The organism is Pseudomonas sp. FFPRI_1, from assembly GCF_055384485.1.
Window position 1 is genome coordinate 4,561,956 of the sequence record NZ_AP029168.1, and the last position, 25,845, is coordinate 4,587,800.

Consider the following 25,845-nt stretch of genomic DNA (forward strand, 5'->3'; position numbering starts at 1 on the left):
AGGTACCAGGAAAAAGATTCGCTATACCCAACAGCAAGCGCCCCTGCGCTGATGCCCAGGGGCAGAAGCGGCGCAGGCAGATCATGGACATGCGCCGCCCACCAGGGAGAAGGCCTGCCACTATGAAATCTCATGGCTATGTGCTGCGTACCCTCGCCGTGTTGCTGGCGGCTGGGGCCCCTGCCGTGATCTTGTTGGTCCACCCTGACCCTCCCTCAGCCGCGAACAAACTCGATTGGCCACGCCTCGCCGCCTGGGCCAGTTGCCTGCTGGGCATGTTCGCGCTGTTTGTACTGGCCGGCCTGAAGATCCGTGGCCGGGTACTCGGGGTGCTGATCGACGAGCGCAATCGCTATTCGCTCTCGCGCCTGCAGATGACCCTGTGGACCCTACTGGTACTGGCCACCCTGTACACGGTGTACATCGCCAACATTGTCCGCGGCGACGCCACCACCGCGTTGATGGTGGACCTCGATTACAACCTGATTGCCTTGATGGGCTTCAACCTGGCCAGTTTTGTCGGCGCCCCCATGGCACTGAGCCGTAAAGCCGAACAACCGGCCAGCGACAATGCCCTGGCGACCACCAGCCAGCAGTTGCTCGACGCCCAGAAGCTCACCGCGCCGCCCTCGGCAAGAGGGCAAGTCCTGACCAAGAATGACCCGAAGGACGCACGCCTGGCCGATCTGATTCGCGGCGAGGATGTAACCAACGCAACCCTTGTCGACCTGCCCCGCCTGCAAATGCTGCTGATCACCATGGTCGTGGTATTCGTGTACGGCGCTGCGGTCGGTCATAGCCTGGGGTCGGGCGACTGGCTGCTGGAGACGTTGCCAAAGCTGCACAACACCCTGCTGTTGCTGGCCTTGATCAGCCACAGTGGCTATGTGGTCGGCAAACTGATCCCGAGCAACCTGACCCCCAGCCCAGCCCCGGTGCAACCCGGCCAGCCGGTCAACGCAGCTGCGCCCCAGGGACAAGCGCCGCAACCCGGTGTCAATTCGCTATAGCCCCCAATCGTTGACGCATGCTGGCGCTGGCGGCGGGGCCGGCCTGCACCGTGCAATCCGCCAACGGCACCCGATCACCGCTGGCGATCTCCACCATTACCGCCTGTACCGGCCGCCCGCTCTTGCGCTCGACAATCTGCACGCTTTCCCCTTCTGGTGCGAAATGACGATTGCCCCAGGCCACGAACGCCATGAGCACTCCCCGAAAATCCTCACCCTTGGCCGTTGGCACATATTCGTAACGCAAAGGTCGCTGACTGTAGGCCTGGCGCTCCAGCAGCCCCGCCTCGACCAGAGAGTTCAAACGACGGGTCAGCATGTTCGGGGCGATGTCCAGGCTGCGGGAAAACTCGTCGAAGCGTCTCAAGCCATGCAACGCATCGCGCATGATCAAGATACTCCACCACTCCCCCACCCGTTCCAGGCCACGGGCGATTGGACATTCAGCGTCCAACAGACTTTTTCGTTGCATGACCGACTCCTGCAATGCACCTCGAACATTTGTGGATTCGGATGTTACTTTCATGATGATAGTATCGTCCACGTTTCGTTAATCCCCACCCACGCAAACTGTAGGAGCAGGACCGGCATGAGCAAACGCATCGTAGTCACCGGCATGGGCGCAATCACTCCCCTGGGTTGTGGGGTCGAGCAGGTCTGGCAACGCCTGCTGGCGGGACAGTCCGGCATCCGCTCATTGCCAGAGGAACTGATCGGTGATCTGTCGACCACCATCGGTGGCCAGGTTCCAGACTCGCTCCAGGACCCGGAGGCCGGCTTCGATCCGGACCAACTGCTGGCCCCCAAGGAACAGCGCAAGATGGATAGGTTCATCCTCTTCGCCCTGGCAGCAGCGGAAGAGGCCCTGGGCCAGGCCCGCTGGAAACCCGATACCCCGGAGGCCCAGGAACGCACCGCCACCATCATCGCCTCGGGCGTGGGCGGCTTCCCGGCCATTGCCGAAGCCGTACGCACCACCGACAGCAAGGGGCCGCGGCGTTTATCGCCATTCACCATCCCGTCATTTCTGAGCAACATGGCTGCCGGCCATGTATCGATCCGCCATGCCCTCAAGGGGCCATTGGGAGCTCCTGTCACCGCTTGCGCTGCCGGGGTCCAGGCGATCGGCGATGCCGCGCGGATGATCCAGACAGGAGAGATCGATATCGCCGTCTGTGGTGGAGCGGAAGCGGCCATCCATCGGGTCAGCCTCGGGGGCTTTGCCGCGGCCCGGGCCCTGTCCAGCGAATACAACGACACTCCGCCGCGCGCCTCGCGCCCCTTCGACCAGGCACGGGATGGCTTCGTCATGGGCGAAGGCGCCGGCCTGCTGGTCATCGAGGAGCTGGAGCACGCCCTGGCGCGTGGCGCCCAGCCCATCGCCGAACTGGTGGGCTACGGCACCAGCGCCGATGCCTACCACATGACCGCCGGCCCGGAAGATGGCGACGGTGCTCGGCGCGCCATGCAGCAAGCCCTGCGCCAGGCGGGTATCGACGCCTCCCAGGTCCAGCACCTCAATGCTCACGCCACCAGCACTCCGGTCGGCGACAAAGGCGAATTGGCCGCCATCAAGCGCGTATTCGGCACCGACAGCGGCTTGGCGATCAGTGCCACCAAATCCGCCACCGGCCACCTGCTGGGCGCTGCCGGCGGGATCGAGGCGATCTTCACCATCCTCGCCCTGCGGGACCAGGTCGCCCCGCGACACTCAATCTGGAGAACCCCGACAGCGCCGCCGAAGGCCTCGACCTGGTTCGCGGCGAGGCGCGCAAGACCCCCATGGACTATGCCTTGTCCAATGGCTTCGGGTTTGGTGGAGTCAATGCCAGCGTGCTGTTCAAGCGCTGGAAATAGAACGCCTCTTTACAAGACGAAGGCTCGGCGTTGAGGTTTCAGTCATCACCGACTGAAACCTCAACTGCCGTCAGAAATGAGCACAGCCTTGTGCCTTGGAACAAGGTGTTCACAGGCTCAATCAGTGCAAGACATCATTCAGCACTTCATAGATAAGCCCGCTGGTAATCGCTACCAGGACCAGGTCCGCGCCAGCTTGCCGCCACTCATACCCCTCATAGCGGGGCAACTGCCCTAGCAGCCGACTGTCCAGCTTCTTGGCGATTCCTGGTGGCAGGGGTTTTCCTCGCGCCAGGTTCTTCTGGATACCGGGAGGCAGCGCCGGCCCCGGACTCCAGTAATCACGGTGCCCACCGAGTATGCCGAGCACGTTGCCTCGATCGATGCGCGGGCCCTGGTTCCAGTCATCAGCGTTTGATGGCTTGCCCTTACCCTGGCCTCGGTGATCGCCGGCGTCGTGCTTGTTGTGGCCCTGCCCCTTGCCGTTTCCCGGATCGGCCAGGGCAATGGGTGAACCCACCGCCAGAAACAGACAAGCCAGCGCGGTCATGAACCAACGGGACTTGAGCATGTGGATGCTCCTGCAAAAGCCAATGTCACACTCAACTGTAGACGCTGCCGCCGGGTTCCTCGGATCAACACGCCACCAGGACTGAGAGACAGGTTTGATGATCAGGCCAATGAGTACCCCATTGGGCGAGCATCAAAGGGAGCAACTGTACTGATACTCAAAGGGAAACATCACCGTATCCACCACCGCCGAGAACGGAGCGTCCAGCGCCAGGAAGGGCCAAAGGATGCCGTTGTTGGCCTTGGCCAAGGCCCAGTCCATTCGCACGCCTATATAGGGGCAGGTCTGGGGGACCGTTCGCACCAGCAACGCGGTACAGCCGCTGATCGATAACACCAGCACCAGCAACACTAGACTTCGTACCACGTAACGTCCTTATTACCGTCATGAGTGACTGCTGTAGACGCCGCCGCGCCCGCCAGGTCACTGCTCCAGAGCCCCGCAAGATCAGCAACCAGCAGGTTGGTAGTCACAATGCATCTGCAGGCTTTCCGTATGATTGCGATGAATCTTGAAACCGCACTGCCTCAGGGCGTCCATCACCTGCTCCACCACCGTGCAATGCCGCGCCTTCAACCGGGCCTGACGCGCCGGCGAGGTAAACACCCCCAGAGGGAGAAAGCGCAGTCGCCTACCGTTGAAGACAATGGATACATCGACATGAGAGCCATCCAGGTCGTGCCCATTGGAGCCGAAGATATCGTCCAGCTCATCTGTTCTGTCCGGATAGCACAGGCAAAACAACCTGATGCCCAGCCAGCGCGACAGGGTTCGGAAGAACCCCAGGTGGCTGCTCTTGTGCTCATAGCCTCGGGTCACCAGCAAACGGATGGAATCGGGCAACCTGGACTGGGCGCTGAGCAGTTGCCCAAAGACCTCACGGTCCAGCAAAACCCTTGAGGACGGCCATCGAGGTGCCACTCTGAGCCCCTGGTTGTCGCCCTTCGTCAGTATCATCATGGCGCTACGCCCCGGTCATTTTTGCAGCCGGGGATGGTACACATACAGGCACCACCAATGCTGAAAATCCATCGTCGGTACCTTGGTGTATTTCGCCCCTCGACGCTCGCTGCTGTTTCCCGGTGACAGAACACCCACGATTTCGTTATCCTGATAATGGCTCATAGCCATTACCCATGAGAACAGTGACCGCAGGGGCTGTATGTACGATTTAACGAATCTGGTCATTGTTGATAACAGCTTCGGACTCAACGTCCTCCAGGTCACCGCTGACCTGGTTGCCGGCGCCTTGAATGAGCTGATAGCAAGCTCGGCAGAAGGTGCCGATATCACCCAGAAGCTCGACTATTCCATTCTGACGATCTACCAGGACAAGCTCGAAGCGGCCATTCGCAACATGGGCCTGCCGCCTCTGTCCATCGCCGCTGCCGAGAGCCTTTGCTGACTGACAACGGCCGCAGCACAGCAGCGTGCCGGTACTCGCAGCCCTCCGCCAAGGAGCCCTTCAGTCGCGCAGGCCAACTAGCGCTTGCAGCCGTACTGTCGCCACAGCCAACGATAGTGGCCTGGTAACACCAGGCCAAACCCATTACATTCCCCCGCCGCGCCCCTCCCTAAACGATTAAGGACAAATCGAAAATGAAGCTTGTTTTTGCCATTTCCCTGGCCGCACTGGCCCTGGTCGGCTGCGATAAAAAAACCGAGCCGGTACCGGCCAGCCAAGCAGCAAGTTCTTCTGCGCAGTGCTTCAAGGACACCGACTGCAAAGGCGAGCGGATCTGCGAATCCGGCAAGTGCGTTTCTGCACAGGAGGCTCCTGGCCTCAATCAGCGCCCTGCCGCGACTCTTGCCCCACAGTCGGCGCCGGAAGCACCTCGCATGAGCTATGTGCCACTCATCATCAGCGGCGATGACATCGGCGGCACCTTCACCACCAGCATCCGTGAAATGGGCGGCTCGGCAATCAACTATGTCTCCCGTGCCGGTGTCGTCAACGTGATGGACTACGTGGTTGAAGACCCGGATCTCACTGGATACGTCACCGTCGAGAAGGCCTATGCCTTCGGCGGCAAGTACCTGCTGGTGGTCTCCACCGGGGAAAGCGGCATGAGCTGCCCTGCCACCACCTACGCCTTCACTTTTGACAGCGCGACTGAATCGGTGACAGGCAAGGCCGCCATCGATGGCTGCTCGGAAATGGTAGAAAGCCTGGCCGATGGCAACAAACTGATCGTCAAGAAAGATGGCGCGCAAAGCGTTTTCTACAATGGCGATGTGAAGTAAGCCCTGCGCGGCCTGCTGATCCCCGTCAGCGCCGGGAACACCCCGGCGCACTCTCGCGACCTGCCCGGGCCATGGCCCGCCCTTCAGCCGAATATCAGCACCAGGTACCAGGTAACCAAGGCACCTGACACCACGCTGTGGAGAATCAACAGGTCACGCATTCCGCGTGTCCTGCCGCTGACCATCCAGTAGGCAAAGACCAGCGGGTAGCACAACAGGCAGGTGACTCCCAGCGCCATGATCGCCAGGGCCGTCCTCAGGCTGGGGAAGAAGCCTGGCGGGCTCATCAGGCAGCCGACAAAAGCGATACCGCCCAGCGTCACGATGATGATCAGGAATGCAACGATAACGCGCTGCACGTCGGTTCGGTTATCCATCACTCTGTGCTTTCCATCCTTTTGCCTGCGATGATCTTGACCTCGGTGCCTCGGCTCGACTTGCTGTTCCGGATGCCCTGCAGGCCTTGTCACCAACAACGCCGTGACAACGGTCAGGATACCCCCGCATGGGCCGCCCATTGCCTCATGTCCTGAAGGGATAGGTTACCGCCACAGACAACCAGACCCATGACCGCGTCGTCAGCAAGCCTGGAAGCGCTGGCAAGGACCGCGGGCACAAGCGCCGCCGAAGCCAGCTCAACGCATTGCCCGGCTTTTTGCGCGAAGGACATCATGGCCTCGATCGCGCCCTTGTCAGAGACCACGACCCTCTCCTCCAGGTAGTGGCCGGCGTGGGCCAACAGCAGCTCATCATTGCGCAAGACTCCCGGCGTCCGCGCCTGGCCAGCCCGGCTGCACCCAGCCGCTGGCGCGGTGAAAACTACAGGAAAACCCTGGACATGCGCCAGCCATGAACAGGCACGGCGGGGCAATCGACCATCCCGAGAGAACATTCGCTGCGTTTGCGAAAGTGGCGCTCCCAGGTGATAGGCTGATCGCCCTTCATCGCCAGGACACCTTTCCAGTGACACCTATCATCTGCGCCAATGAATTCGATATCTGTGTCTCAATGCCCGACTTCGTGACCTGGGCAGAAGACGAACACCTTCCCAACGCCGATCTGGCGGCCGCACTGAAGTGCATGGGAATCGCCCTCGACATCATCGAACTCTATACGCGCTACTTCGACGCCACCCCGGTCGGCACCGGCGATGTCCATATCTATCCCGGTACTGAAAGTGCAAGCCTGTTGGTCATCGACCTCTACAGAGACCCGACCGACCAACTGGATATCGTCAGCGTCTCGCTGAAGATTGAGCCTGCGGCAATGCCTTTGGCCCTGCCCCATCTGCGGGGCTTTTTTGACGCGGCCGAGTGCCAGGTTGCCTTCAGGCAATCGAGTCACTCACAGCAGCTGCGTTCGCTGATCGATGAAAGCCGATACCCCGCCCCCGTCGATGAAAGCGGATATCAGCAACAACTGATTGCGCATATTTGACGACGCTGCCGCAGCAGCTACGGCATTTGCCGATTGATTGGGTCGCCCGTGCAGGCCCGAGCTGGGCCGGGCCTGCCGGACGCCTTACCTCAAGGGCATTCGCAGGTAGACGGGCCAAACACCGGGCCGCTGCACGGATCCTTGGACGGTCCGAATACCGGACACGAAGCTTGCGCAGTCAAAGAAAAACCCCACAGCAACACAACAGCCAACATCACTTTCTTCATTAGCGACCTCCTGGTCAGTCATCCAATCACCCGTTCCCCCTGCCGAGGGTACGGAAGCTCATCAAGGGCATTCGCATACCGTAGGCCCGAGCACCGGACCGGCACAGGGGTCCTCTCCAGGCCCCAGCACCGCGCAGTCCGCCTGCGCCGTCAGCGAGAACATCCACAGCAGCAACGACGCCGCCAGCATTTTTCTTTTCAACTTGACCTCCTTGGTCGAGGTATCGACAACGATGGGTGCCGCCCCTGTCACCAAGGGCAGGCACACGCCCATAACAAGGCCTGGCGCCAGGCAGATCAACCCGCCTGCCGCCAAGCCCGGAACAGCAAAGACCAAGGTCATCGATTGCGCCAGTGTGGTGCATTGTCGCGCCTGCCCGGCCGACCACCCGCCAGGCCACCACCACCGGGCAAACAACCCCGTACTGGAAATGCCAATATTTTTCAGATTATCTTTGGCCAAAAATCCAGGAACACAAGGAGTCTGTGTCATGCCTTCAATCAAGCTCGGATGCATTGCCCTCACGGTGCTGGCCATCAGCGCCTGCGCCACCTCGACCACCCGCACCGAATCCAATGACGTCCAGGTCGCCGCTCAAAAGCTGGTTGGCCAGCCGGCCAAGAACGCCTTTCAACTGTTCGGCAAACCCGACCAGGGCATGGGGCCCTCTTCCTATGGCAGTGGTGGCTTCTACCTATGGAACCGGGTGCAGACCCATACCACACCAGAGAAGGTCTTCGTGCAGACCGGCGTCGAGTACGTCGGCCAACAGCAAACCTGGGTAGGCATTGGTGGCGGCGGAGTCGGTGGCATGATGCCGGTGGGGAGTGAAGCGGTTTATCGCAAGACCGGATATGAGGAAAACCGGACGGTGCTCGATTACTTCTGCAGCATCACTCTGTACACCGACAATCGTGACGTCATCACCGGCGCCAGCGTGATTGACTGCAACGACAAGCGCTGATGGCCTGATCCAGGCAGACAGGGCCGACTCCTGCTCTTGAGCAGACAATACTCGGAAACAGGATCGGCCCTACGCCCCCGAAGGGGCTGTCGATCACTCAAGAATCGCCCACGGACCACCCGCTTTTGCAGCAGATCCCACCCGCCCAGCCGATACCAGCAATGTGCCATTAGCTCATTTGCCCTAATCGACCCTCAAGGCCCGTCGCCCCTATATTCCTACCTTGAGTGGCCACCTGCTGCCACGGACAAGCCCCCTCAAGGATCGAAACATCATGGCCAGCCCATTTCTCTATGTCAGACGGATACTTCTGGCACTCACTCTGCTGTGCAGCAGCGCCAGCACCCTCGCCGAAAACTCGGGTGATTACTGGATCGTCTACGGCAAGGGCGTGCGCTTCCAGAACGAGGTCTTTGTCGCCGACGCGGCCGGTATCCTGCAAAAACCCCAGGGGATCCAGTCGGCCATGATCATGCAGATCTTCGAAGACCGGAGCATGCCCGTGCTGGCCGCCTACGAGATCCAGTACAAGTGCAAGGAGCGCAAGGTGCGCTTCGACAGCGCCCGGGCCATGCGCCGCTTTGACAACGCCCTGAAGGACGTAAAAACCGCCCAGGGCTGGATCGCCCCGAAGGACTACTGGCTGCAGCGCACATTCGCCTTCGTCTGCGCACCGGGAAACCGTGCAAACAACCTGATGCTGCCCATGGGCAAGATGGCCACCAGCCGCATGATCGAAACCGTCCAGGCCATGTTCCAGCAACTGTATGGCATCCAGGCCAACAGCGAGGCCGTGCAAAGCCTCGACGCAATGCTCGGCAACAGCCCGCAATGAAGGGAGCAGTCATGACCCGCCAGCTGCTTGCCCTCGGCCTGCTGTCGTCGCTGCTGAGCGGCTGTATCCCCACCCTTCCGGAATACATGGCCGGCCAGCAATGGAAGGGACGCGATGCCAAGGAAGCCATCGACTTCTTCGGCCCGCCCGGACGCATGCAGCCCTCAGCCGACCGCAGCCAGGTGCAAATGCAGTGGTACCGCGACACCTCCTACGTGAGGAAGGAAGTGGTCGGTAGCTCCAGCGAGATGCAGGGCGGCGTGATGGTCCACACCAACTATTGGGACGACGTCACCCACACCAGCGGCTGCACCCTCTCCATGACCGTCGACAAGGCCAGGCAGATCAAGGATTTCTCCATTCGTGGCCGCTGCACCGGCGTGGCTCTGGCGCCACAGTGACTGGCCCGACACAGATAGCCCGCAGAGTACGATCGCCCATAGCCTTCAAGGATTGCTGCATGAAACCGTTTCGGCCGCGTTTGGCCCTACCCGCTGCGTTACTTCTCTCTCTTTCCCTCTCCGGCTGCATGTCCGATCTTGATTCGGGTGCCTACGGCAGCATGGACGATCCGCGTTACGCGCAGTTGCTGGACCTAATGGACGCAGCACTCAAGGGGAACATGGCGGTGGTATTGGTGGCCGACGTGATGCCACACAAGTCGCTAAGCGACGCGCTGACCATGACTCAATGGACGCCGACGGTAATCTGGGAATACGAGAAAGATCCAAAGATCACCTTCGGCCGCAAGTTCCAGACCAATGCCCTGCAGAGAAAGCCTGACGAAACCTATCTGTTCAAGGCCTTCGAGGTGCACATCCTGCCGCCCGGCAAATACCTGCTGACCGGCGGCGATGACTACCAGATCAAAGGATTGCTCGACCAGGTCGGCGCCCGCAACGGCCCACCCGGTTCGGGCCGTGGTGCCAACGGCACTGCGTACCTGTCCCCCGAGCTGTATCGCGAGTACTACAGGGAAGAGGTCTGGAAGGACGCCACCTATGGCAGCGAGACCAAGACCCAGAGTGTCTGTACTGCCGTGCTCAGGGCTTCGGGCGCCTGCGTGAGTTGGGGTGAGCAGCAATATACTCAGACCACGGCAGGCTCCCCGGCCGGCTATTACCAACAGACCGACTCTCGCGACGTTCCCGCGATCAAGGTCCAGGCACGCCTGCCGGTCGACAAGGCACTCGCCAGCTTCACCGTCCAGGGCGGACAATTGCTGCTGGCCCCGCGCATGCACCTGAAGACTCCTGGCTACAAGTACCAGCAGTCGAAGTGCCGGGCCATCGACCCGAAGAAGATCGAGTGCCCGCTCGACAACCTTACCGTCTACACCTGGCCGGCCCCCATGAGCTTTACGCAGAACCTCATTGAGCAACGCAACCTGAGCGAGAAGCACCGGCAACTGCTGTCCAGGCTCCAGCCCATGCAGATCACCCCATTGGGCAAGCAAGGCATGGAGGATCCCATCTGGGGTGTGCCGTTGTCGCTGTCCAAATAAGGCATGAGCCCCTCATCGAACACCGTGTTGAGCATGCGCTGTAGTGGTCAACTAATTCCGGGCACGACGTTAAGTTTTTTCTCGGCCTGAGCCGGGGCCTGCCCATCGTTGAACTGGTGCGGTCGAATCCAGTTGTACCGATGCATCAGGTAATGGCTGATGTCTCGATGGACCTCTTGAGCCGTCATGTAGCCCACGGTCGGTTACAGTCGACCCGATGATGGATCGGCCACACAAAATAAAAAATATTTATAATTCAGCGCTTTAGATGCAAAGATAGGATTGCTACAGGACAGATTAAGCAGAAGAAAGAAAAGGCGGAATCGCTGGGTAGTGGCAGCCATTCCCGACTTGAGTTGTGGTGAGTGTCGCGCTTGCGACGAACGAGCTGACTTGAAAATCGAAACCTTCAAAGGTGCTGCGCATGACAAATTGGCAACGTGGTGACTTAGTCGAGCTAGACGGCCTGCTTGCGGTCGTGGTCGGCATTGAGGGGGATCCGAATGTCCCCGAGGAGCACATCGCAGTTTGGTTTGGTGCCCCAAGTTGCATCCGAAAGTCCAAGGGCGGAGCTGGTGGAGCGAGTCCGGAGGTTTGGACAGTGCCGGCGAACTTATTCGTGCGAGCCGCTGAGCCTGATTGGCATCACTGATAATTGAAATGTTAATCGGTATCTGTCCTCGCCAGTGGCCCATTCCTACCCTGCCGGCGCCATCTCGACCGCTACACAATGCCCTTTAGTTCGCACCTTCTGCACCAGCCGCGCTCTGTTGACGAACACATTGATTTCGCAACTGCCTGAGTGCTGCACGTCCTCCCAATATTCTGCGTGCACAAGTTGCCCGTTCTGCGGCCCCGTGTAAGTACCCGCTGCTTCACGTGAGACATAGCTACTGTCACGTACATATCTGAGCACGACCATATCTTCCTCCGGCGCCACCATGATCTGCCTTGGCACACCGAAGAAGTCGATCAGTTCACCCACCGGGCGATCTTTCCAGGCACTGCTGGCCGACAATGATGCGCAGCCACTGAGCAAGGTGGCGAGCAGGGCCAACATAAACAATCGGTTCATAAGGTCTTCTCCCTGAAGGCCGCGTTACTTGGCAGACATCTGCGCAAACCCTTCATCTATCTTCTGCATAATCGCCGTCTTGGCGGCCTCGCGGTTCAGTACCTCGAACAAGTGCGGCCCTGCCGTGCTCATTTGCGACGCGGACATCACACCCAAGCGCTCCATCTTCTTGGCCTGGCGTTCAGCCGGCTTGCAGACAAAATCACGGCTTTGTGCCAGCCAGGCGTCAGGCTTGCTCTGCCACTGGCTGGAATACTTCACATTGAGAAACTTATTGAACACGCTGCGAAAATCCGCTGCCCCCATGATGCGCACGCGGTTCTTTGCACAATCGATTTCGATATCGTAACTGGTGAAGTTGGGTTTACCGGGCTCTTCGTACAGTTGATAGACGCCCAAGGATTTCGCGCCACCTGGTCGATTGAAGATGTTCTTGGGGTCGCCGTCGGCGATGAACACCTGATTCTTGCCCAAGCCGCCCTGGTAGTGAACGACCCAGAAGTCGCCCATCTGCACTTCGCCCGCCTGGACAGCGAGGGCACTGCACAGTAATGCGGCAGGCAAGAGCTGCCTTGTAAAAGCGATCATGGGCCGGTCCTTTGCCGTTATTTTTGAAGGAAATAGCTTCGCACCCTGAACATGTAGCAAAGGGCTATCTAGCACATTCGTCCTATGCCTTTGACGGAAACAGCGGTCGCAGCCCCTATGGAGCAAGCCAGCGAAACCATCGCTGCGCCGCCAGGATTGAAACTCCTGGTCAAAAATGCGCCTGTATCTGATCGGGCTTCCAGGCCCGATCGCTGATACTGCAGCGAACGCAGCGGACCAGGTGGCCGCTCACGGCTGGACAACCGCGAAAACGTCGCGGTTTATGTTCGTGACACCAGGCCCCGCGCGAACATAAACGCCCTGCTCACGACTCAAGCCCTCGGGCGAACTCTTGCTGCACCCTCGCCAGTTCCAGTGCCTGCTCTGCGCTCAGCTCCTCCGGGGCGTCATGCGCAGTAATGCGTCTTGATCTGAATCGAGCTGCCCTGCTCGATCCACAGACGCACCTCGCCCTCGCTGCTCTGGAAAATCTCTTCAGTTCGCCGACCTCCGCCTCCAGGGCCTTGATGGAGTTCATGCCGTCGATCTCGCTCTGGGTGAGGTCGCGGCACCCGGTGATTTTCTTGTGCTGGTTGTCCATGGTGACTCCTCATGATTGCGCGCCACGAGTTGGCGCATTCGAAAACGTGGCGCGGATCAACCCTCGGCCTAGCGGCTCATGAAGCGATCGGAGTAGTCCCGCAGTTTTTCTACCCCAACAAAGCCGACCATGCAGCCAGCGAAGGTGGCCAGATTGGCCGGGAGGGTGAGGTACTCCAGCACAGGAATCAGGCTGGAGCCGATCATGCCGCAGATGGCTTCAAGCACCATCTGACGCTTGCCGCCACCGCCGTAGACAACACGGCACAAAGCGACAGCAGCAGCTTCACCGGCATAGATCTTGTCTGATGAGCCGCAAGCCATGCCAGTGCTGCCGCCCACACGCCAGGGTTCTTTTCTGGCATGTTGGACATACTCGATTCCTCCCTTCCGGGGAGAGTGATAGTGGTTAGAGGATGCAATAAAAAGGACCCACCGAAATGGTGAGCCTTTGAGAGTTAGGGGGCAGCTACGGCACATTACAACGTCAGTGCGAAATGCCACCCAAGCACAGAAAGAGCCAAACATAAGCTCAGCCCTTGCTGAAAAACACTTAGCTCAAAATGTCCCACGTGAGAGCGATAGCTGAGCTACCAGCATCATCGCCAACCACCCACAAACCTTGGCCCGCAGGAATAAACAACGGGTAAGGCATAAATGCCTCGTAGCTTTGGCCTGGTGATGTTGTATTGCCGTTTGCACCAAAGATGATGGCCTGGCTGATATCGGTGATCCCGGTCGGCGTCTTGGGGCCTGCAATGACGTTGATAGTCCCCTTGCCCGACGCAATACATGATGTACGGATCACCACACCAGCAACGTTCTGTGCTGGAGCTACGATCTGAACCACACCCTTGAGAGGGCTGATGGTAATGTAGTTTTTGCCAATTTTTACTTCGTCCATTTTTTCACCTTTGTGTCGAATGATTACTTGCGGAGGATTCCGCTTTCATGTCGCTCACAGGCGATGGCTCGAAGCTCAGGGCTTTCACTCGATCCAAGAGCTTAGTACCAGCAGCAAGCTGGCTGTCACTACTTAGGAACACGAGGAGTGGGATCACTATCTCAGCAAAACACTGTACATGTAACCAGTATATCTTGCGCTATTTCCCATCCCTACAAATCTCACTCTACCGATAACGTTCCCGGCGCCGACGCCCTATCGCATCGACCTTGCCGGCCCAGTCTCGCGCCACACCGTTCGCCCAACAGCGATGGCAGACCAGGCCCAGACGGTGCTGTGAGTAGGAACCGCTCACCTGCACTCATATCCCTGGTCCCGGCACCCAACCGCACTCATCGTGGAGTTGCCGGATGATTTTGCGGAATCCTACGTGAGTGCACGGTCGTCCTGGAGCAGCCTCCTCAACCATTTGATTCATCTGCTTTTCCGACAAACCTGGCGTTAAAACCAATGGGAAAAGAGATCTGATGTGGCCCTCACTGAGCCATTTATTGCTGACTGGGTTGAAACAGATGCTTTTCCCTGGCCGGCGATCTTCAACCGTCAAGCCATGCTGAGCCGCGATCTCAAACACGCGCTGCACAAATTCATCTTCTGTCATCGCTCTCTCCCTGCCGACTCCGTGTCGGACCTAGGATCAGTAGCCTAATTCTACGAATCACGCCAGCCAGGCCACGACCATCGACTGCCCGGAGAAACCTCATGAGCACATTCGCAGTCTTCGGTATGACAGCCGGCGTAGCGCTGACTGAGGCCAGGAAGATCACCAAGACCACCAGACCAAGCGGAAAGGCTGTTGCCCCTCCTGAAGCTGACGCTCTCTAAATGGAATGAGACCGTGGAAAAACAGGCCGCGGCCATCTTCGAAAGCCAGAAGGTAAAGCAGCTCAGTCAGCTGTTTGATGCGCTGCAGTACGCTCAGCAGTTCGTAGAGCCGGCCAGGAAAGCCGGCCTGTGCCGAGATCTGCAGATCAGGGCAAAGGCCGTGCTTACGGCTGCCGAGGGTAAGCCAGTGATCAATCCCAAGACCAAGGCGCCAGTAGTTGGTTGGAGAGAGTATGCGTCCTGCTAGGAAAGCGCCTCAATATTACGCTTGAGTTCGTAGAGTCGAGAGTATTCTTCTAACGCTTCTATCACCTCAGTTCTAGCAGAACTGACACTCAACCCCGCATGACGTCTTAAAGTGGTTCCCTCTATGCCCGCAGCGTCTAAGGCGATGTGAGTCAGCTCAACGGGGCTAATTATCTCTCCCGGCGCAATCTTCTGATTTCTAAGGTGTATGACGTGAGTCTGGGCAGCCAACAACGTATCTAGACCTGTCAATATTTCGGGCTTGAGTTCAATTAAGCATTCATACTCCCTCGCCAGCTCGACAAGCCTACAAAATTCAGAGTTTCTTGGATCTATTGGGTGCTCGTTGGCAAAAGCTCCGGATACATTTAAGGCTAACTTAAGCAATGCACGATGGTTCTCAACTCTGGAGCGCTTGAGGCTTTCTATAGTTCTAATCGCCTCCGCTTTCACTTCCTTCAGCTTGACCACATTACCAGCAATGGATACCTCTTGAATCTCGGGAGCGAATCCAACTGCGACACATAAAACTGCGAAAGCGAACACAAAAGCGACGAACTCTGCGCCCGAAAGTTTTGAGTCATACAAAAGATACAACGCGAGCCCCACTGCTATGACAAACCCGGCGGTTGCTCCTGCAATTGAAAAACTTCGCTTTCCTGCGTTTTTCACTCTACCTGACTCCTATTCCATCCCGGAACTATAGCTTCGAGGTATCCCCATTCCCACAGAAACCCAACACCTGGAGCAGCAATTAGCTGCCCTTCAGTCAGATCTGAACAAAGCCGACCAGCGCGCCGACAACCTGACCTTCCAGCTCAAGGTGAGGGCTCAAGGCGCGACTGGTTCGAGCTGGCCCAGGTCGCAGAGAGGCGGGTCGATGTGCTGGAAGGGCTGCAACTTGACGTGTTGAATGGCAAGCACACCACACCAGGCTGGAATCAGCGCATAAAGTCCGCCCTATCCGCCGACGCTAAAGGGTGAGTGCTCGACAATGACGAAGCTGGTCATTACCGGCGTGCCAAACCTCGATCCGCTGCGCCCTGCCCAAGCAACTACAACTCTCAAGACAGGAGTAACGCCCTCAGTTGATCAGGAACCTCAATAACTTCTCTGGTAACCGGCGAGACGCAAACGTGCGTAAGACTAGAGGTAAATGCTATGACACCTGGTGCTACCTGCCCCTCGACTTCAAATGTGAACGAGTGAAGCCCAACACTGGAAACACTTACTTTCATCGAAAGCTCATCATCCCAAGTGACTGGACGAAGAAACTCGAGCGAAAAAGCCCTTGCTGGGGGCAGTAGATTAAAACCTAGCAGGGTTCTTAATCCGGGACCGGAAAGCCACACTGTAAGTGCATCATGAACAGCCTCAACAACGAAGTACGAGAACCTAGGTGTATAGACTATCCCCTCCGGATCACAGTCGCCGAACAATACCTTTCTCTTAATAATTACAGAGCTCGGCACTAGATTAATCCTTAATATTGAGTGATAGAGATCGCAAGACCACATCGCTGCTCCTGCGTGTTCGGGTCAGACGATACCTCCCTCCCTCTTCAAAGTCAGCCGCTATAGCGGCCGTTCTACGGCACAAAGTCACCCAGGCTTTTGCGGGCAGTTGGGACAGCGTACTCAAGCAGCTCTAAAGGAACATCCTGTTCGAACAGGGTCACTTCAAAGCGCAGCGTTTCGTCATTCCTGAATATCTCAAAGACCATATCTTCGCCGCGCCAGCACTCAAGCCCCAAGCCGTCATGCCCCTTTGTCACGTGCGAGGCGGTAAAAAATTTGTATTCAACTCCGTGTACGACCACATCGCACCTCCCTATCTGAAGTTGCAACAATACCTATCCCTTCTATGGGTTTGATAGCCGACCGAAGGCGGCATCTGAAATTCTCGATCTAGACGATGTAAGCCGGCTTCTCGGACACTCAAAACAGGAGACTGCGAAGAAGATTTACGTTCTCGTCGGCGCCATCGCGAACCCGACGAAATAGGAAAGTTTTGGTACTCAAGCACTTCAACGCAGGCAATAAAAAACCCCGTAGACGTTAATCTACGGGGTTTTCAAGGGTGGAGGCCGAGGTCGGAATCGAACCGGCGTAGGTGGATTTTTAATCCAGGTGAAATTTCATGATTTTCAGTTAGTTAGCGATAAATCCGTTCCGCAAGCGACATAACCTAGAGAGGCTGTAACCCACGGCCTACGCGGGTCGTTAATTTGATTGCGGAACTGATTTTGTAGACCTACCCCACTATTCAGAATCCAAAAACTGCTGCCCTCCACCGTCGCTAGGCTTGTGCGCTGATGGCTCAAAATCGGATTCAGCCCATAGCTGCCCTTGGCGAAGGGCAGCTAACGGCCATAAGCAGACATTCGTAAATGTCCGTTTTCGACCCATAGCTTCCGCTGGAAACAGAGGTTGAAATCGGCCGAAGCCGTCATTCAAGCACTACTAGAAAACTAGCTAAGCAAGTTAGCTATATGTTAGTTTGGCTTTCCTAAGCATGATCAGCCCTTGATTCTGGAAAGCTCCTACTCATGAAGTCGCCTTCGCCTCAACTATTTCCAGCCGAAGATCTGCGCAGCTTGAAAATTGCTGGCGATACCGTCGGACAGCAGTTGCAACAAATCGCCATCCTGACGCGCAGAGCTGCCAGCAATCTAGGTACGGCTCTGGGCATTAATCAGACCGACATGGCGGCGCTGGAGCACCTGATCACTGACGGGCCATTGCCACCGACCGAGCTTGCAGTGCGTCTTTCAGTGACGACTGCAGGTATTACACAAGTCATCGATCGCTTGGAGCGCGCCGGACATGTGGTACGTGAACGCCAGCTCAATGACAAGCGCCGGGTGTTGGTATCCCCTCAACCTGAATCAGTGGCGCAGGCTTATCGCCATATCGCACCGATGCTCCATGGTTTGAACACTGTGCTTGGTGCACTCGAAGGCCAGAATCGTTCCGTGGTCGAGGCGTTTCTTGGGCAGGTGATCGAGGTCTACAGAAGCACTTTGCCGGGCAGCACTGCCCCCACCCCTGAAAATCAGGACGCCTGATGAAAACACAAAAAGTGCTTGTGACTGGAGCAAGCATCGCCGGGCCAGCACTGGCTTATTGGCTGTCCCGGTTTGGCATGGAGGTCACCGTGGTCGAGAGGGCGCCTGCGTTTCGAGATGGCGGGCAGACGATTGACGTACGTGGCGCCGGTCGCGTTGTCGTTCAGCGTATGGGATTAGAGGATCGGGTTCGGGCCAACACCACCCATGAGCAGGGCATTGCCTTTGTTGACCAAGTCAACTGCACTAAGGCGTTTATTGCTGTTAACGCGTTCGACGGTGAAGGGCCGATCGCTGAGCTGGAAATTTTGCGTGGCGAACTGGCCAAGCTGTTGATCCAGCACAGCCAGGATAGGGTCAACTACAGATTCGGCGACAGCATTGAAACCATCGAGGACACTGGTGAGCAGGTGCATGTGCGCTTCGAGCGGGGTGATGAGCAGGTTTACGATCTCGTCATCGTGGCCGAGGGGATTGGTTCGACGACACGCAATCTGGTATTCGGCAACGAAGTCCAGCGTCGTCCTCTTGATCTATACACCGCCTATTTCACCGTACCTCGACAGCCAAGCGATGGCCAGATCATGCGCTGGCACAACATCCCCGGCGGCCGTTGTGTCTGTCTGCGCCCGGATAACCTCGGCACCACACGGGCCTTTTTGTCGTTTCAGCAAGCACCGAGCGGTTACGAGAAGCTCACACAAGCTGAGCAGAAATCGCTGCTCAAGCAGATGTTTGCCGACGCCGGCTGGGAGACACCACGCGTGCTAGCTGCTCTGGACGAGGCGACCGACCTTTATCTTGACGCGGTAGGTCAGGTCAAAATGCCTCGCTGGCACAAGGGCCGCATCGTGCTAGTGGGTGACGCGGCCTATTGCGCATCGCCTATCAGCGGCATGGGCACAAGTCTGGGGCTGTGCGGCGCTTATGTGTTGGCTGGCGAACTGAGCCGCCACGCCGACCACGTCCGCGCGTTTGCGGCCTACGAAAAACTGATGCGTCCCTACGTTGCTCAGGCGCAAAGCGTGCCCAAGTTCGCGCCTAGACTGGCATCGCCGCATTCGCGATTTGGTATCGCGCTCGGTCATGCAGTCATGCAGTGTTGAGGTTGGCCACCGCACCGGGATTAAAGACCTTATTCGGAAAAATCCTTTCTCCGAAGGCTGAAGCGATCGAGTTGCCGAATTACGAAGACCCGCAGGGGAAGTAGACACGAATGTCCACTTCTGGCCGAAAGCAGTCGTGTGAATCGCCCCGGATTTTGTAGACACCTCCATGCCTTAAACTGAGGCCAATCAGGAGGTGCCATGAGCAACCCACGTTATCCCGAAGAATTCAAAATCCAAGCAGTCAATCACGTGACCGAAAAGAAGCTACCCGTTGCTGAGGTAGCGGCCCGTCTCGGCGTGTCGACGCATAGCCTCTATGCCTGGATAAAGCGCTACAGCAAACCTCAAGAAGAACGGCAGCAGGACGATGATCAGCACGCTGAACTGCGTCGTCTGCGAGCAGAACTCAAGCGGGTCACTGAAGAGCGAGACATCTTAAAAAAGGCCGCCGCGTACTTTGCCAAGGAGTGCGGTTGAAGTACGCCTTCATCAAGCAGCGAGCCGGCGACTATTCCATTCGACGGCTATGCCTGACGCTGAAAATCCATCCCAGCGGTTATTACGCCTGGTTGTCTGAGCCGCAATCTGCACGCGCTAAAGACGACCAGCGACTGCTGGGTTTGATCAAGCATGCATGGTTGGAGAGCGGCGGCGTTTATGGCTATCGCAAAATCCATGACGATCTGCGCGAGGTCGGTGAAGATTGTGGTCGTCATCGTGTGGCAAGGCTGATGCGTCTTGAAGGGCTGCGCTCTCAGACAGGGTATCGACGCCGCCCTGGAAAGTATGGCGGCAAGCCAGCGGTCGCCTCACCTAATTTGCTGAAGCGCCAGTTCGATGTCGTGGAGCCCAACAAGGTTTGGGTCACCGACATCACCTACATTCGTACGTATGAAGGCTGGTTGTATTTGGCGGTGGTGCTGGATCTGTTTTCTCGTCAGGTCGTTGGCTGGTCAATGAAGTCGCAGATGACCAGTGATCTGGCTATTGATGCGTTGTTGATGGCGATTTGGAGGCGTAAGCCGAAGCAAGAGGTGATGGTTCATTCCGACCAAGGTAGCCAGTACAGCAGCTCCGATTGGCGCAGCTTTTTGAAGGCAAATAATTTGATTGCCAGCATGAGTCGCCGAGGCAACTGTCATGACAACGCCGTGGCCGAGAGCTTTTTCCAGCTTCTGAAACGGGAACGGATCAAGCGGAAAATCTACACCTCGCGGCAAGATGCTCGTAGTGATGTATTTGATTACATCGAGATGTTCTACAACGCGAAACGCCGCCATGGTTTCAACAATCAGCTGTCGCCGGTAGAGTTTGAAAAGCGTTACGCAATGAGCTTGCAAGGTGTCTAGAGAATCCGGGGCGATTCATCCCCCACGATTCTCTTTGAGCAGAAACACTTCAGGTGAAAGCATTTTCACTGCGGCAAGCAGCCCATCCAACTCTTCATGTCCTAACCTCATGAACAGAGACGAAGATGTCGAAATAATGATTGCTTGCAACCGACCTCGAAACGCTTCGAGCGACGATAGATCCTCAAGATCATAGGCAACATCGAACGAGAGCCGTGCATCTTTGGAGAATGCCTGAGCAAGTAAATCAATACTAAACCTGCCCGGAAAGACAACAACCTTTTGGTAAGCTTCTAACGAGGGTAAAGGATCTCGGAGTTTTATGCTTTTCGTCTCACGCATAAGGTCCTCGTAACCTTGATGCGCAACCTCCGTCACATCGCCAATGACAATGACATTAGGAGCTCCTACCACATCCCCAAGCCAAATGAACTCGTAGCACTCGAGCTGCGCAAGATAATCCGCGGCTTCGTCGACGAGATATTGAGGACAAAAAACAGCAACGGAGTATTCAACCCCAGCAGCCCAAAGCCCTCTTGCGGCATGCGCTACTCCCCCCAAACGAAGCTTACACATTGAACCCTGCTGGCCCAGCGTATAATCGACAACAAGCTCCCCGACTACCAAGACTCTATCTATAATATCCATAGTTATTGCGGCACAAAGTCAGCTTCGACGGTAGGAACGGGTGATGCAGCGGACGAAGTCACAACACCTACGTAACTAGCCCCCTCTTGCATGCATGCAACAAGATAATTATGTAACGTAGGAAGTGCACCAACCTTCAAACCATTTGCATCAATCGCAAAAACGCGCTGCCCGTCGAAAATTATTGCCAACTGAGTATTCGGAGACGGGACGGTCCGGGATTGTGAGTAAAACTGGCCATTTCCAACATCCTCCAACAGTACGTGAAAGGCCTGCCTGCACCTATCAACTCCGCTCGTACCGCCAGCAACCCCTTCACCGTCACCTGCTACTTCCTTGGCTTTCGTACCAGGATAATCTGAAAAACGCCCAGACCCAGAGCTCCCCATAACACCCTCCTTGTGATATCGATTTGCCTCAATAGAAGGCGTTTGTATCCTCTTCCATGGGGTAATGCAATCCAACCATCGGAAATTAACGAACCGAGATGAACCTTTTTGTTTGCAAAAAAAGCGGCAAAAGGCTGGCACAGTACTGGAGCCTGCGGACGCGATGAACTGCACTGAGATTCGCACCGACTAAGGCCCTCGTTAGCTCGTAAAAAAGGCGACTTGCGAAAGCGATCCAAAAATTTGCGGAAGTGATTACCCAAATCCCAGGCAATAAAAAACCCCGTAGACGTTAATCTACGGGGTTTTCAAGGGTGGAGGCCGAGGTCGGAATCGAACCGGCGTAGGCGGATTTGCAATCCGCTGCATAACCATTTTGCTACTCGGCCCCAAATGTCCAATGCCTGAACAACAACACTGCACACGTACAAACTGGAACGGCTAACGAGATCAACTTCACCTCGTAACTCTTTGATTTTTAAAGAGTTTTTCCGTTTCCTCGCTGAGGAATGGTCGCAATTATGGACGTGTTTTCCATTCCTGGCAACTCCTATTCGAGATTTTTTCTGTCGGGCTGTTTCTACAGGTTGCCAAAGCGACAGATTCGCCTCGAAGTCATCAGCGGGGGCTGGATGATTGCACAAACCACGGCCGATAGCTCCCCCTCGCCTCGCTTCACCCACCTACCCGATCGGGTTATGGCGTGTGTCCGGTCGCTCGCGGACAGTAACGCCAACGGCCCGACCGGGCTCCTCCCTCACGTTCAAGGTGGAATTGAAGTATGCGTACAGCGTTCCCAGCAGTGTTTGGCGTGGTTCTGGCGGCAGCAACGATGCTGGTGCAGGCCGGGGAGTCTGCGGACAAGACCCTGCGCTTGTACAACTGGTCGGACTATATCGGCGAGCACACCCTCGCCGGCTTCGAGCAGGCCACCGGCATCAAGGTGATCTACGACACCTTCGACTCCTACGAAACCGTGCAGGGCAAGTTGCTCCCCGGACGTTCCGGCTATGACCTGGTGGTGCTCAATGCGGCGCTGGTGCCGCCGCTGATCAAGGCGCGGGTGTTCCAGCCCCTGGACAAGCAACAGCTGCCCAGTTGGCACAACCTCGATCCCCAGGTGCTCAACAGCCTGGAGAGTTACGACCCGGGTGTGCAGTACTCGGCGCCCTATACCTGGGGCAGCAATGGCGTGACCTATAACGTCGAGAAGATCAGGGAGCGGATGCCAGACGCGCCCATCGGCTCCCTGGCCATGCTGTTCGATCCCAAGGTGGTGTCGCGCTTCGCCGATTGCGGAGTGACCCTGCAGGATTCGCCGACCGATATTCTGCCGCTGGTGCTGGCCTACCTCGGACGCAATCCCAACAGCGCCGCGCCCGAGGACCTCAAGGCCGCCCAGGACGCGCTGATGGCGATCCGCCCGTACATCCGCAAGTTCGACTCCACCAGCTACCTCAATGGGCTGGCCAACGGCGATCTGTGCCTGAGTGCCACCTGGTCCGGCGACTACGCCACGGCCCAGGCCCGGGCCAATGAAGCCGGGGCGCCGGTCAAGCTCGACTACTTCATTCCCAAGGAGGGGTCGCTGATCTGGTTCGATGATCTCTACATCCCCGCCGATGCGCCGAACCCGGCCAATGCCCATGCCTTTATCGAGTACCTGTTGCAGCCACAGGTCATGGCCGAGATCAGCGACTACATCCGCTACGCCAACGCCAACCTCAAGGCCACGGCGCTGCTCAGCCCCGAGGTGCGTGACAACCCGGCGATCTACCCCGATGCCCGGACCCGCGCGCGGCTGTTCACCCAGAAGATCCAGTCGCCTGCCGACACCCGGCTGATCACCCGCACCTGGAACATGGTGAAGATCGGCAAGTGATCCGCCAATCCGAACTCCACAGACTTACCACGCAGTGGTTCTACCCGAGGTCAAGCCCATGGCTATCCAACCCCCAGCCTTCTTCCAGCAGTTCGATGACCTGCAACTGGTGGCCGCCGACAAGGCGCATTACATGCACGGTTTCCACATGTTCGACGAGCACCGCGAACAGGGCTCGCTGAACATCGCCGCCGGTGACGGCGCCTACATCTATGACACCGCCGGCAATCGCTACCTGGATGCGGTCGGTGGCATGTGGTGCACCAACATCGGCCTGGGTCGCGAGGAAATGGCCGAGGCCATCGCCAATCAGGTGCGGCAACTGGCCTACTCCAATCCGTTTTGCGACATGGCCAACGTCAGCGCCATTCAACTTTGCGAGAAGCTCGCCAGCCTGGCCCCCGGCGACCTGAATCATGTGTTCCTCACCACCGGCGGTTCCACTGCGGTGGACACCGCCTACCGGCTGGTGCAGTTCTATCAAAACAGTCGCGGCAAGCATCAGAAAAAGCACGTGATCTCACGGCTCAATGCCTACCACGGCTCGACCTTCCTGACCATGTCCATCGGCAACAAGGCCGCCGACCGAGCGCCCGAGTTCGACTTCATGGGTGATCTGTTTCACCACATCTCCTGCCCCAACTACTACCGCGCCCCGGCCGGCATGAGCGAGCCCGAGTTCCTCGAGTTCCTGCTGGCGGAGTTCGAAGACAAGATCCTCACCCTCGGCCCGGACAAGGTGGCGGCCTTCTTCGCCGAACCCATCATGGGCTCCGGCGGGGTGATCATTCCGCCTGAGGGCTATCATCGGCGCATGTGGGAAATCTGCCAGCGCCACGATGTGCTGTATGTGGCCGACGAGGTAGTGACCTCGTTCGGGCGCCTGGGCAGCTTCTTCGCCTCGCAAGAGGTGTTCGACATGCAGCCGGACATCATCACCACCGCCAAGGGCCTGACCTCCGGCTACCTGCCCCTGGGCGCCTGCATCTTCTCCGAGCGCATCTGGCAGGTTATCGGTGAACCGGGCAAGGGCCGTTGCTTCACCCACGGTTTTACCTACAGCGGCCACCCGGTGAGTTGCGTCGCGGCGCTGAAGAACATCGAGATCATCGAGCGCGAGAACCTGCTGGCCCACGTCGAGGAGGTCGGTGTCTACCTGGAGCAGCGTCTGCAGACCCTGGCCGACCTGCCGCTGGTGGGCAACGTGCGCTGCAAACGATTGATGGCCTGTGTCGAGTTCGTCGCCGACAAGCACAGCAAGGCACTGCTGCCGGACGCCCTGAACATCGCCGAGCGCATCCACCTGCGGGCCCAGGCCAAGGGGTTGCTGGTGCGCCCCATCGGCCACTTGAATGTGATGTCGCCACCGCTGATCATCACCCGCCAGCAGATCGACGAGATCGTCGACACCCTGCGCGAGTGCATCCTCGAGGCGGCCGCCGAACTGCGTCGTGACGGGCAGTACCGGGACTGATGAACCTGTTTCAGGCGTCGCCCAGCGGGGTCTTACCTGGCCTGCGCCCGGCAGTTACACTGCCGGGCATGAGCCCACCGTCCACGCCCCTCACTCCCTCCCTCTCCCTCCAGGGCCTGCAGGCCTGGCATGCCGGCCTGTCCCAGGCGTTCAACAAGGTCGACGACGGCACGTTCCTCGGGCACCTGGCGGCCGCGCTGTCCGCCCTGACCCCCATCGAGTCGATGATGATCAGCCTGGAACGCAAGGGGTTGCCGCCACAGCTGCTGTTTGAGCAGGGCATCGTCGGCGCGTACCGCGACGAGATCATCAACCGCTACTTCTCCCGCGGCTACCTGCTCGATCCGTTCTGCCTGGCGGTGGAAAACGGCCTGGCCGAGGGTTTCTATCACCTCTCGGAAATCGCCCCGGACGACTTCTTCAGCAGCGAGTACTACAAGACCTATTACCTGAAGACCGGTGGCGCCGAAGACAGCTACTACATTGTCGACCTCGACCCGCAGAGCAAGATTTCCCTGTGCATGTTCCAGGGCCTGAGCGGCGAACGCTTCTCCCGTGAGCCGCTGGCGCTGCTGCGGGCCGTGGAGCCCCTGGTACGTGAACTGCTCCGGCGCTTCGGCACCGCCGGGGGCATGCAGCAACGGCTCCGGCAAGCCCCCGGAGACTCCTTGCCCGCCTTCGCTCCCGCCAACCTCAACCAGCAGATCGAGGCGGCTTTCATGAGTTTCGGCAATCCGCTGCTGACGGTCCGCGAGCGTGAGATCGCCCACCTGATCCTGCGCGGCCACTCGGTAAAATCCACCGCCAAGGTGCTGGAGATTTCCCCGGAAACCGTGCGCATGCACCGCAAGAATCTCTACACCAAGCTGACCATCAACTCCCAGGCCGAGCTGTTTTCCCTGTTCATCGACTGGCTGACCCACAGCCATCACCGCGCCGCTCCCTGAGCCGCCCCGCTTCAACTCGCGCCTGCTCCCCT

General features: G+C 58.0%; 33 protein-coding genes, 1 tRNA gene and 2 pseudogenes. 16 read left to right on the plus strand and 20 right to left on the minus strand.

Features of this window, described 5'->3' with window-relative positions; translation table 11 throughout:
• Window positions 1-122: 122 nt before the first annotated feature.
• On the plus strand, window positions 123-1,010 hold the full coding sequence (locus tag ACZ5BO_RS20215) for a hypothetical protein (RefSeq protein ID WP_464696266.1): 888 nt from the start codon (window positions 123-125) through the stop codon (window positions 1,008-1,010).
• Here the strand turns inward: ACZ5BO_RS20215 and ACZ5BO_RS20220 are convergent.
• The gene (locus ACZ5BO_RS20220; RefSeq protein WP_025129931.1) at window positions 997-1,482 is read right to left on the minus strand and encodes a winged helix-turn-helix transcriptional regulator; all 486 of its coding nucleotides are present in this window, start codon (window positions 1,480-1,482) and stop codon (window positions 997-999) included. The genes ACZ5BO_RS20215 and ACZ5BO_RS20220 overlap by 14 nt on opposite strands.
• Before the next feature lie 117 nt (window positions 1,483-1,599).
• Between ACZ5BO_RS20220 and fabF the strand changes: the two are divergent.
• Window positions 1,600-2,867: pseudogene (fabF, locus tag ACZ5BO_RS20225) on the plus strand (beta-ketoacyl-ACP synthase II).
• Window positions 2,868-2,988: 121 nt separating this feature from the next.
• Here fabF and ACZ5BO_RS20230 read toward each other — a convergent pair.
• From ACZ5BO_RS20230 to ACZ5BO_RS20240, 3 genes are all read right to left on the minus strand, one after another.
• Window positions 2,989-3,438: an anti-virulence regulator CigR family protein gene (locus ACZ5BO_RS20230; RefSeq protein WP_464696267.1), complete on the minus strand. Its 450-nt coding sequence runs from the start codon at window positions 3,436-3,438 to the stop codon at window positions 2,989-2,991.
• Window positions 3,439-3,570: 132 nt separating this feature from the next.
• Complete coding sequence (locus tag ACZ5BO_RS20235) at window positions 3,571-3,804, minus strand: YceK/YidQ family lipoprotein (RefSeq protein ID WP_025129928.1); 234 nt, start codon at window positions 3,802-3,804, stop codon at window positions 3,571-3,573.
• An 81-nt stretch (window positions 3,805-3,885) separates the two neighbouring features.
• Window positions 3,886-4,398 carry a hypothetical protein gene (locus ACZ5BO_RS20240; protein WP_025129927.1) on the minus strand — a complete coding sequence of 171 codons (513 nt, stop codon included), beginning with the start codon at window positions 4,396-4,398 and terminating at the stop codon, window positions 3,886-3,888.
• 202 nt (window positions 4,399-4,600) lie between these two features.
• Between ACZ5BO_RS20240 and ACZ5BO_RS20245 the strand changes: the two genes are divergently transcribed.
• Complete coding sequence (locus ACZ5BO_RS20245) at window positions 4,601-4,843, plus strand: hypothetical protein (protein ID WP_464696269.1); 243 nt, start codon at window positions 4,601-4,603, stop codon at window positions 4,841-4,843.
• A gap of 194 nt (window positions 4,844-5,037) precedes the next feature.
• Window positions 5,038-5,682, plus strand: a complete 645-nt coding sequence (locus ACZ5BO_RS20250; protein ID WP_464696270.1) for a hypothetical protein — start codon at window positions 5,038-5,040, stop codon at window positions 5,680-5,682.
• Window positions 5,683-5,765: 83 nt separating this feature from the next.
• Here the strand turns inward: ACZ5BO_RS20250 and ACZ5BO_RS20255 are convergent, their stop codons facing one another.
• Together ACZ5BO_RS20255 and ACZ5BO_RS20260 are read right to left on the minus strand one after the other, a co-directional pair.
• Window positions 5,766-6,059: a hypothetical protein gene (locus ACZ5BO_RS20255; protein ID WP_464696272.1), complete on the minus strand. Its 294-nt coding sequence runs from the start codon at window positions 6,057-6,059 to the stop codon at window positions 5,766-5,768.
• A 113-nt stretch (window positions 6,060-6,172) separates the two neighbouring features.
• Entirely contained in the window at window positions 6,173-6,442 is a 270-nt protein-coding gene (locus ACZ5BO_RS20260; RefSeq protein ID WP_464696273.1) for a hypothetical protein, read from the minus strand.
• A gap of 89 nt (window positions 6,443-6,531) precedes the next feature.
• Here ACZ5BO_RS20260 and ACZ5BO_RS20265 point away from each other — a divergent pair, with 89 nt between their 5' ends.
• Entirely contained in the window at window positions 6,532-7,119 is a 588-nt protein-coding gene (locus tag ACZ5BO_RS20265) for a hypothetical protein (protein WP_464696275.1), read from the plus strand.
• A gap of 89 nt (window positions 7,120-7,208) precedes the next feature.
• On the opposite strand, the gene ACZ5BO_RS20270 is transcribed toward ACZ5BO_RS20265, so the two are convergent.
• Window positions 7,209-7,346 carry a PA0050 family protein gene (locus tag ACZ5BO_RS20270; RefSeq protein WP_256244615.1) on the minus strand — a complete coding sequence of 46 codons (138 nt, stop codon included), beginning with the start codon at window positions 7,344-7,346 and terminating at the stop codon, window positions 7,209-7,211.
• 61 nt (window positions 7,347-7,407) lie between these two features.
• The gene (locus tag ACZ5BO_RS20275) at window positions 7,408-7,548 is read right to left on the minus strand and encodes a PA0050 family protein (RefSeq protein ID WP_003083582.1); all 141 of its coding nucleotides are present in this window, start codon (window positions 7,546-7,548) and stop codon (window positions 7,408-7,410) included.
• Between the two features lie 289 nt (window positions 7,549-7,837).
• On the opposite strand from ACZ5BO_RS20275, the gene ACZ5BO_RS20280 reads away from it, so the two are divergent.
• From ACZ5BO_RS20280 to ACZ5BO_RS20295, 4 genes are all read left to right on the plus strand, one after another.
• Complete coding sequence (locus ACZ5BO_RS20280) at window positions 7,838-8,311, plus strand: hypothetical protein (protein WP_464696277.1); 474 nt, start codon at window positions 7,838-7,840, stop codon at window positions 8,309-8,311.
• A 274-nt stretch (window positions 8,312-8,585) separates the two neighbouring features.
• Window positions 8,586-9,146, plus strand: coding sequence for a hypothetical protein (locus tag ACZ5BO_RS20285; RefSeq protein WP_025129921.1), 561 nt, complete (start codon window positions 8,586-8,588; stop codon window positions 9,144-9,146).
• Window positions 9,147-9,157: 11 nt separating this feature from the next.
• The gene (locus ACZ5BO_RS20290; protein WP_464696278.1) at window positions 9,158-9,547 is read left to right on the plus strand and encodes a hypothetical protein; all 390 of its coding nucleotides are present in this window, start codon (window positions 9,158-9,160) and stop codon (window positions 9,545-9,547) included.
• Window positions 9,548-9,606: 59 nt separating this feature from the next.
• Entirely contained in the window at window positions 9,607-10,650 is a 1,044-nt protein-coding gene (locus ACZ5BO_RS20295; protein ID WP_464696280.1) for a hypothetical protein, read from the plus strand.
• A 47-nt stretch (window positions 10,651-10,697) separates the two neighbouring features.
• On the opposite strand, the pseudogene ACZ5BO_RS20300 reads toward ACZ5BO_RS20295, so the two are convergent.
• The 7 genes and pseudogenes from ACZ5BO_RS20300 to ACZ5BO_RS20330 form a co-directional block, all read right to left on the minus strand.
• Window positions 10,698-10,853 (minus strand): annotated as a pseudogene (locus ACZ5BO_RS20300) (IS3 family transposase); the annotation flags it as partial.
• A gap of 494 nt (window positions 10,854-11,347) precedes the next feature.
• Window positions 11,348-11,725: a hypothetical protein gene (locus ACZ5BO_RS20305; RefSeq protein WP_464696282.1), complete on the minus strand. Its 378-nt coding sequence runs from the start codon at window positions 11,723-11,725 to the stop codon at window positions 11,348-11,350.
• A 24-nt stretch (window positions 11,726-11,749) separates the two neighbouring features.
• Complete coding sequence (locus tag ACZ5BO_RS20310) at window positions 11,750-12,313, minus strand: hypothetical protein (protein WP_464696283.1); 564 nt, start codon at window positions 12,311-12,313, stop codon at window positions 11,750-11,752.
• A 325-nt stretch (window positions 12,314-12,638) separates the two neighbouring features.
• Entirely contained in the window at window positions 12,639-12,914 is a 276-nt protein-coding gene (locus ACZ5BO_RS20315; RefSeq protein ID WP_464696285.1) for an Acb2/Tad1 domain-containing protein, read from the minus strand.
• Between the two features lie 68 nt (window positions 12,915-12,982).
• Entirely contained in the window at window positions 12,983-13,255 is a 273-nt protein-coding gene (locus ACZ5BO_RS20320; RefSeq protein WP_464696286.1) for a phage holin, lambda family, read from the minus strand.
• Window positions 13,256-13,466: 211 nt separating this feature from the next.
• Window positions 13,467-13,817, minus strand: coding sequence for a hypothetical protein (locus tag ACZ5BO_RS20325; RefSeq protein WP_464696287.1), 351 nt, complete (start codon window positions 13,815-13,817; stop codon window positions 13,467-13,469).
• Window positions 13,818-14,178: 361 nt separating this feature from the next.
• On the minus strand, window positions 14,179-14,478 hold the full coding sequence (locus ACZ5BO_RS20330) for a hypothetical protein (protein ID WP_464696288.1): 300 nt from the start codon (window positions 14,476-14,478) through the stop codon (window positions 14,179-14,181).
• A gap of 195 nt (window positions 14,479-14,673) precedes the next feature.
• Between ACZ5BO_RS20330 and ACZ5BO_RS20335 the strand changes: the two genes are divergently transcribed.
• Window positions 14,674-14,949 carry a hypothetical protein gene (locus ACZ5BO_RS20335; RefSeq protein ID WP_464696289.1) on the plus strand — a complete coding sequence of 92 codons (276 nt, stop codon included), beginning with the start codon at window positions 14,674-14,676 and terminating at the stop codon, window positions 14,947-14,949.
• On the opposite strand, the gene ACZ5BO_RS20340 is transcribed toward ACZ5BO_RS20335, so the two are convergent.
• The 3 genes from ACZ5BO_RS20340 to ACZ5BO_RS20350 form a co-directional block, all read right to left on the minus strand.
• Window positions 14,946-15,620 (minus strand): hypothetical protein, encoded by a 675-nt coding sequence (locus ACZ5BO_RS20340; protein ID WP_464696290.1) that lies wholly within the window; start codon window positions 15,618-15,620, stop codon window positions 14,946-14,948. The two genes, ACZ5BO_RS20335 and ACZ5BO_RS20340, sit on opposite strands and share 4 nt — an antisense overlap.
• Window positions 15,621-16,012: 392 nt before the next feature.
• Complete coding sequence (locus ACZ5BO_RS20345; RefSeq protein WP_464696291.1) at window positions 16,013-16,420, minus strand: acyl-CoA thioesterase; 408 nt, start codon at window positions 16,418-16,420, stop codon at window positions 16,013-16,015.
• Window positions 16,421-16,536: 116 nt separating this feature from the next.
• A complete protein-coding gene (locus tag ACZ5BO_RS20350; RefSeq protein ID WP_464696292.1) occupies window positions 16,537-16,767 on the minus strand; it encodes a hypothetical protein in 231 nt (76 codons plus the stop codon).
• A 729-nt stretch (window positions 16,768-17,496) separates the two neighbouring features.
• Here ACZ5BO_RS20350 and ACZ5BO_RS20355 point away from each other — a divergent pair.
• The 3 genes from ACZ5BO_RS20355 (at window position 17,497) to ACZ5BO_RS20365 (ending at window position 20,473) form a co-directional block, all read left to right on the plus strand.
• Entirely contained in the window at window positions 17,497-18,015 is a 519-nt protein-coding gene (locus tag ACZ5BO_RS20355) for a MarR family winged helix-turn-helix transcriptional regulator (RefSeq protein ID WP_464696293.1), read from the plus strand.
• Window positions 18,015-19,121 carry an FAD-dependent monooxygenase gene (locus ACZ5BO_RS20360; protein WP_464696294.1) on the plus strand — a complete coding sequence of 369 codons (1,107 nt, stop codon included), beginning with the start codon at window positions 18,015-18,017 and terminating at the stop codon, window positions 19,119-19,121. Before ACZ5BO_RS20355 ends, ACZ5BO_RS20360 begins: the two co-directional genes overlap by 1 nt.
• Before the next feature lie 201 nt (window positions 19,122-19,322).
• Window positions 19,323-20,473, plus strand: a protein-coding gene (locus tag ACZ5BO_RS20365) for an IS3 family transposase (RefSeq protein WP_464695795.1) whose coding sequence is annotated in 2 segments (ribosomal slippage) — window positions 19,323-19,566 and window positions 19,566-20,473 — 1,152 coding nt in all. Because the reading frame shifts where the segments join, the coding sequence is not laid out codon by codon here.
• Window positions 20,474-20,488: 15 nt separating this feature from the next.
• Here ACZ5BO_RS20365 and ACZ5BO_RS20370 read toward each other — a convergent pair.
• Window positions 20,489-21,121, minus strand: a complete 633-nt coding sequence (locus ACZ5BO_RS20370; RefSeq protein WP_464696295.1) for a hypothetical protein — start codon at window positions 21,119-21,121, stop codon at window positions 20,489-20,491.
• Between the two features lie 704 nt (window positions 21,122-21,825).
• A tRNA-Cys gene (locus ACZ5BO_RS20375) sits at window positions 21,826-21,899 on the minus strand.
• 392 nt (window positions 21,900-22,291) lie between these two features.
• On the opposite strand from ACZ5BO_RS20375, the gene ACZ5BO_RS20380 reads away from it, so the two are divergent.
• The 3 genes from ACZ5BO_RS20380 (at window position 22,292) to ACZ5BO_RS20390 (ending at window position 25,813) form a co-directional block, all read left to right on the plus strand.
• Entirely contained in the window at window positions 22,292-23,392 is a 1,101-nt protein-coding gene (locus ACZ5BO_RS20380; RefSeq protein ID WP_025129916.1) for a polyamine ABC transporter substrate-binding protein, read from the plus strand.
• A 58-nt stretch (window positions 23,393-23,450) separates the two neighbouring features.
• A complete protein-coding gene (locus ACZ5BO_RS20385; protein ID WP_025129915.1) occupies window positions 23,451-24,866 on the plus strand; it encodes an aminotransferase in 1,416 nt (471 codons plus the stop codon).
• 68 nt (window positions 24,867-24,934) lie between these two features.
• Entirely contained in the window at window positions 24,935-25,813 is an 879-nt protein-coding gene (locus ACZ5BO_RS20390) for a helix-turn-helix transcriptional regulator (protein WP_464696296.1), read from the plus strand.
• Window positions 25,814-25,845 lie beyond the last annotated feature (32 nt).

Coding starts and splice junctions, on each gene's coding strand:
- ACZ5BO_RS20285 (WP_025129921.1), top strand. CDS start 8,586: ATGGCCAGCCCATTTCTCTATGTCAGACGGATACTTCTGGCACTCACT.
- ACZ5BO_RS20255 (WP_464696272.1), bottom strand. CDS start 6,059: ATGGATAACCGAACCGACGTGCAGCGCGTTATCGTTGCATTCCTGATC.
- ACZ5BO_RS20215 (WP_464696266.1), top strand. CDS start 123: ATGAAATCTCATGGCTATGTGCTGCGTACCCTCGCCGTGTTGCTGGCG.
- ACZ5BO_RS20240 (WP_025129927.1), bottom strand. CDS start 4,398: ATGATGATACTGACGAAGGGCGACAACCAGGGGCTCAGAGTGGCACCT.
- ACZ5BO_RS20245 (WP_464696269.1), top strand. CDS start 4,601: ATGTACGATTTAACGAATCTGGTCATTGTTGATAACAGCTTCGGACTC.
- ACZ5BO_RS20220 (WP_025129931.1), bottom strand. CDS start 1,482: ATGCAACGAAAAAGTCTGTTGGACGCTGAATGTCCAATCGCCCGTGGC.
- ACZ5BO_RS20265 (WP_464696275.1), top strand. CDS start 6,532: ATGAACAGGCACGGCGGGGCAATCGACCATCCCGAGAGAACATTCGCT.
- ACZ5BO_RS20295 (WP_464696280.1), top strand. CDS start 9,607: ATGAAACCGTTTCGGCCGCGTTTGGCCCTACCCGCTGCGTTACTTCTC.
- ACZ5BO_RS20325 (WP_464696287.1), bottom strand. CDS start 13,817: ATGGACGAAGTAAAAATTGGCAAAAACTACATTACCATCAGCCCTCTC.
- ACZ5BO_RS20270 (WP_256244615.1), bottom strand. CDS start 7,346: ATGAAGAAAGTGATGTTGGCTGTTGTGTTGCTGTGGGGTTTTTCTTTG.
- ACZ5BO_RS20280 (WP_464696277.1), top strand. CDS start 7,838: ATGCCTTCAATCAAGCTCGGATGCATTGCCCTCACGGTGCTGGCCATC.
- ACZ5BO_RS20250 (WP_464696270.1), top strand. CDS start 5,038: ATGAAGCTTGTTTTTGCCATTTCCCTGGCCGCACTGGCCCTGGTCGGC.
- ACZ5BO_RS20355 (WP_464696293.1), top strand. CDS start 17,497: ATGAAGTCGCCTTCGCCTCAACTATTTCCAGCCGAAGATCTGCGCAGC.
- ACZ5BO_RS20385 (WP_025129915.1), top strand. CDS start 23,451: ATGGCTATCCAACCCCCAGCCTTCTTCCAGCAGTTCGATGACCTGCAA.
- ACZ5BO_RS20380 (WP_025129916.1), top strand. CDS start 22,292: ATGCGTACAGCGTTCCCAGCAGTGTTTGGCGTGGTTCTGGCGGCAGCA.
- ACZ5BO_RS20370 (WP_464696295.1), bottom strand. CDS start 21,121: ATGGATATTATAGATAGAGTCTTGGTAGTCGGGGAGCTTGTTGTCGAT.
- ACZ5BO_RS20310 (WP_464696283.1), bottom strand. CDS start 12,313: ATGATCGCTTTTACAAGGCAGCTCTTGCCTGCCGCATTACTGTGCAGT.
- ACZ5BO_RS20230 (WP_464696267.1), bottom strand. CDS start 3,438: ATGCTCAAGTCCCGTTGGTTCATGACCGCGCTGGCTTGTCTGTTTCTG.
- ACZ5BO_RS20290 (WP_464696278.1), top strand. CDS start 9,158: ATGACCCGCCAGCTGCTTGCCCTCGGCCTGCTGTCGTCGCTGCTGAGC.
- ACZ5BO_RS20315 (WP_464696285.1), bottom strand. CDS start 12,914: ATGGACAACCAGCACAAGAAAATCACCGGGTGCCGCGACCTCACCCAG.
- ACZ5BO_RS20360 (WP_464696294.1), top strand. CDS start 18,015: ATGAAAACACAAAAAGTGCTTGTGACTGGAGCAAGCATCGCCGGGCCA.
- ACZ5BO_RS20330 (WP_464696288.1), bottom strand. CDS start 14,478: ATGACAGAAGATGAATTTGTGCAGCGCGTGTTTGAGATCGCGGCTCAG.
- ACZ5BO_RS20390 (WP_464696296.1), top strand. CDS start 24,935: ATGAGCCCACCGTCCACGCCCCTCACTCCCTCCCTCTCCCTCCAGGGC.
- ACZ5BO_RS20305 (WP_464696282.1), bottom strand. CDS start 11,725: ATGAACCGATTGTTTATGTTGGCCCTGCTCGCCACCTTGCTCAGTGGC.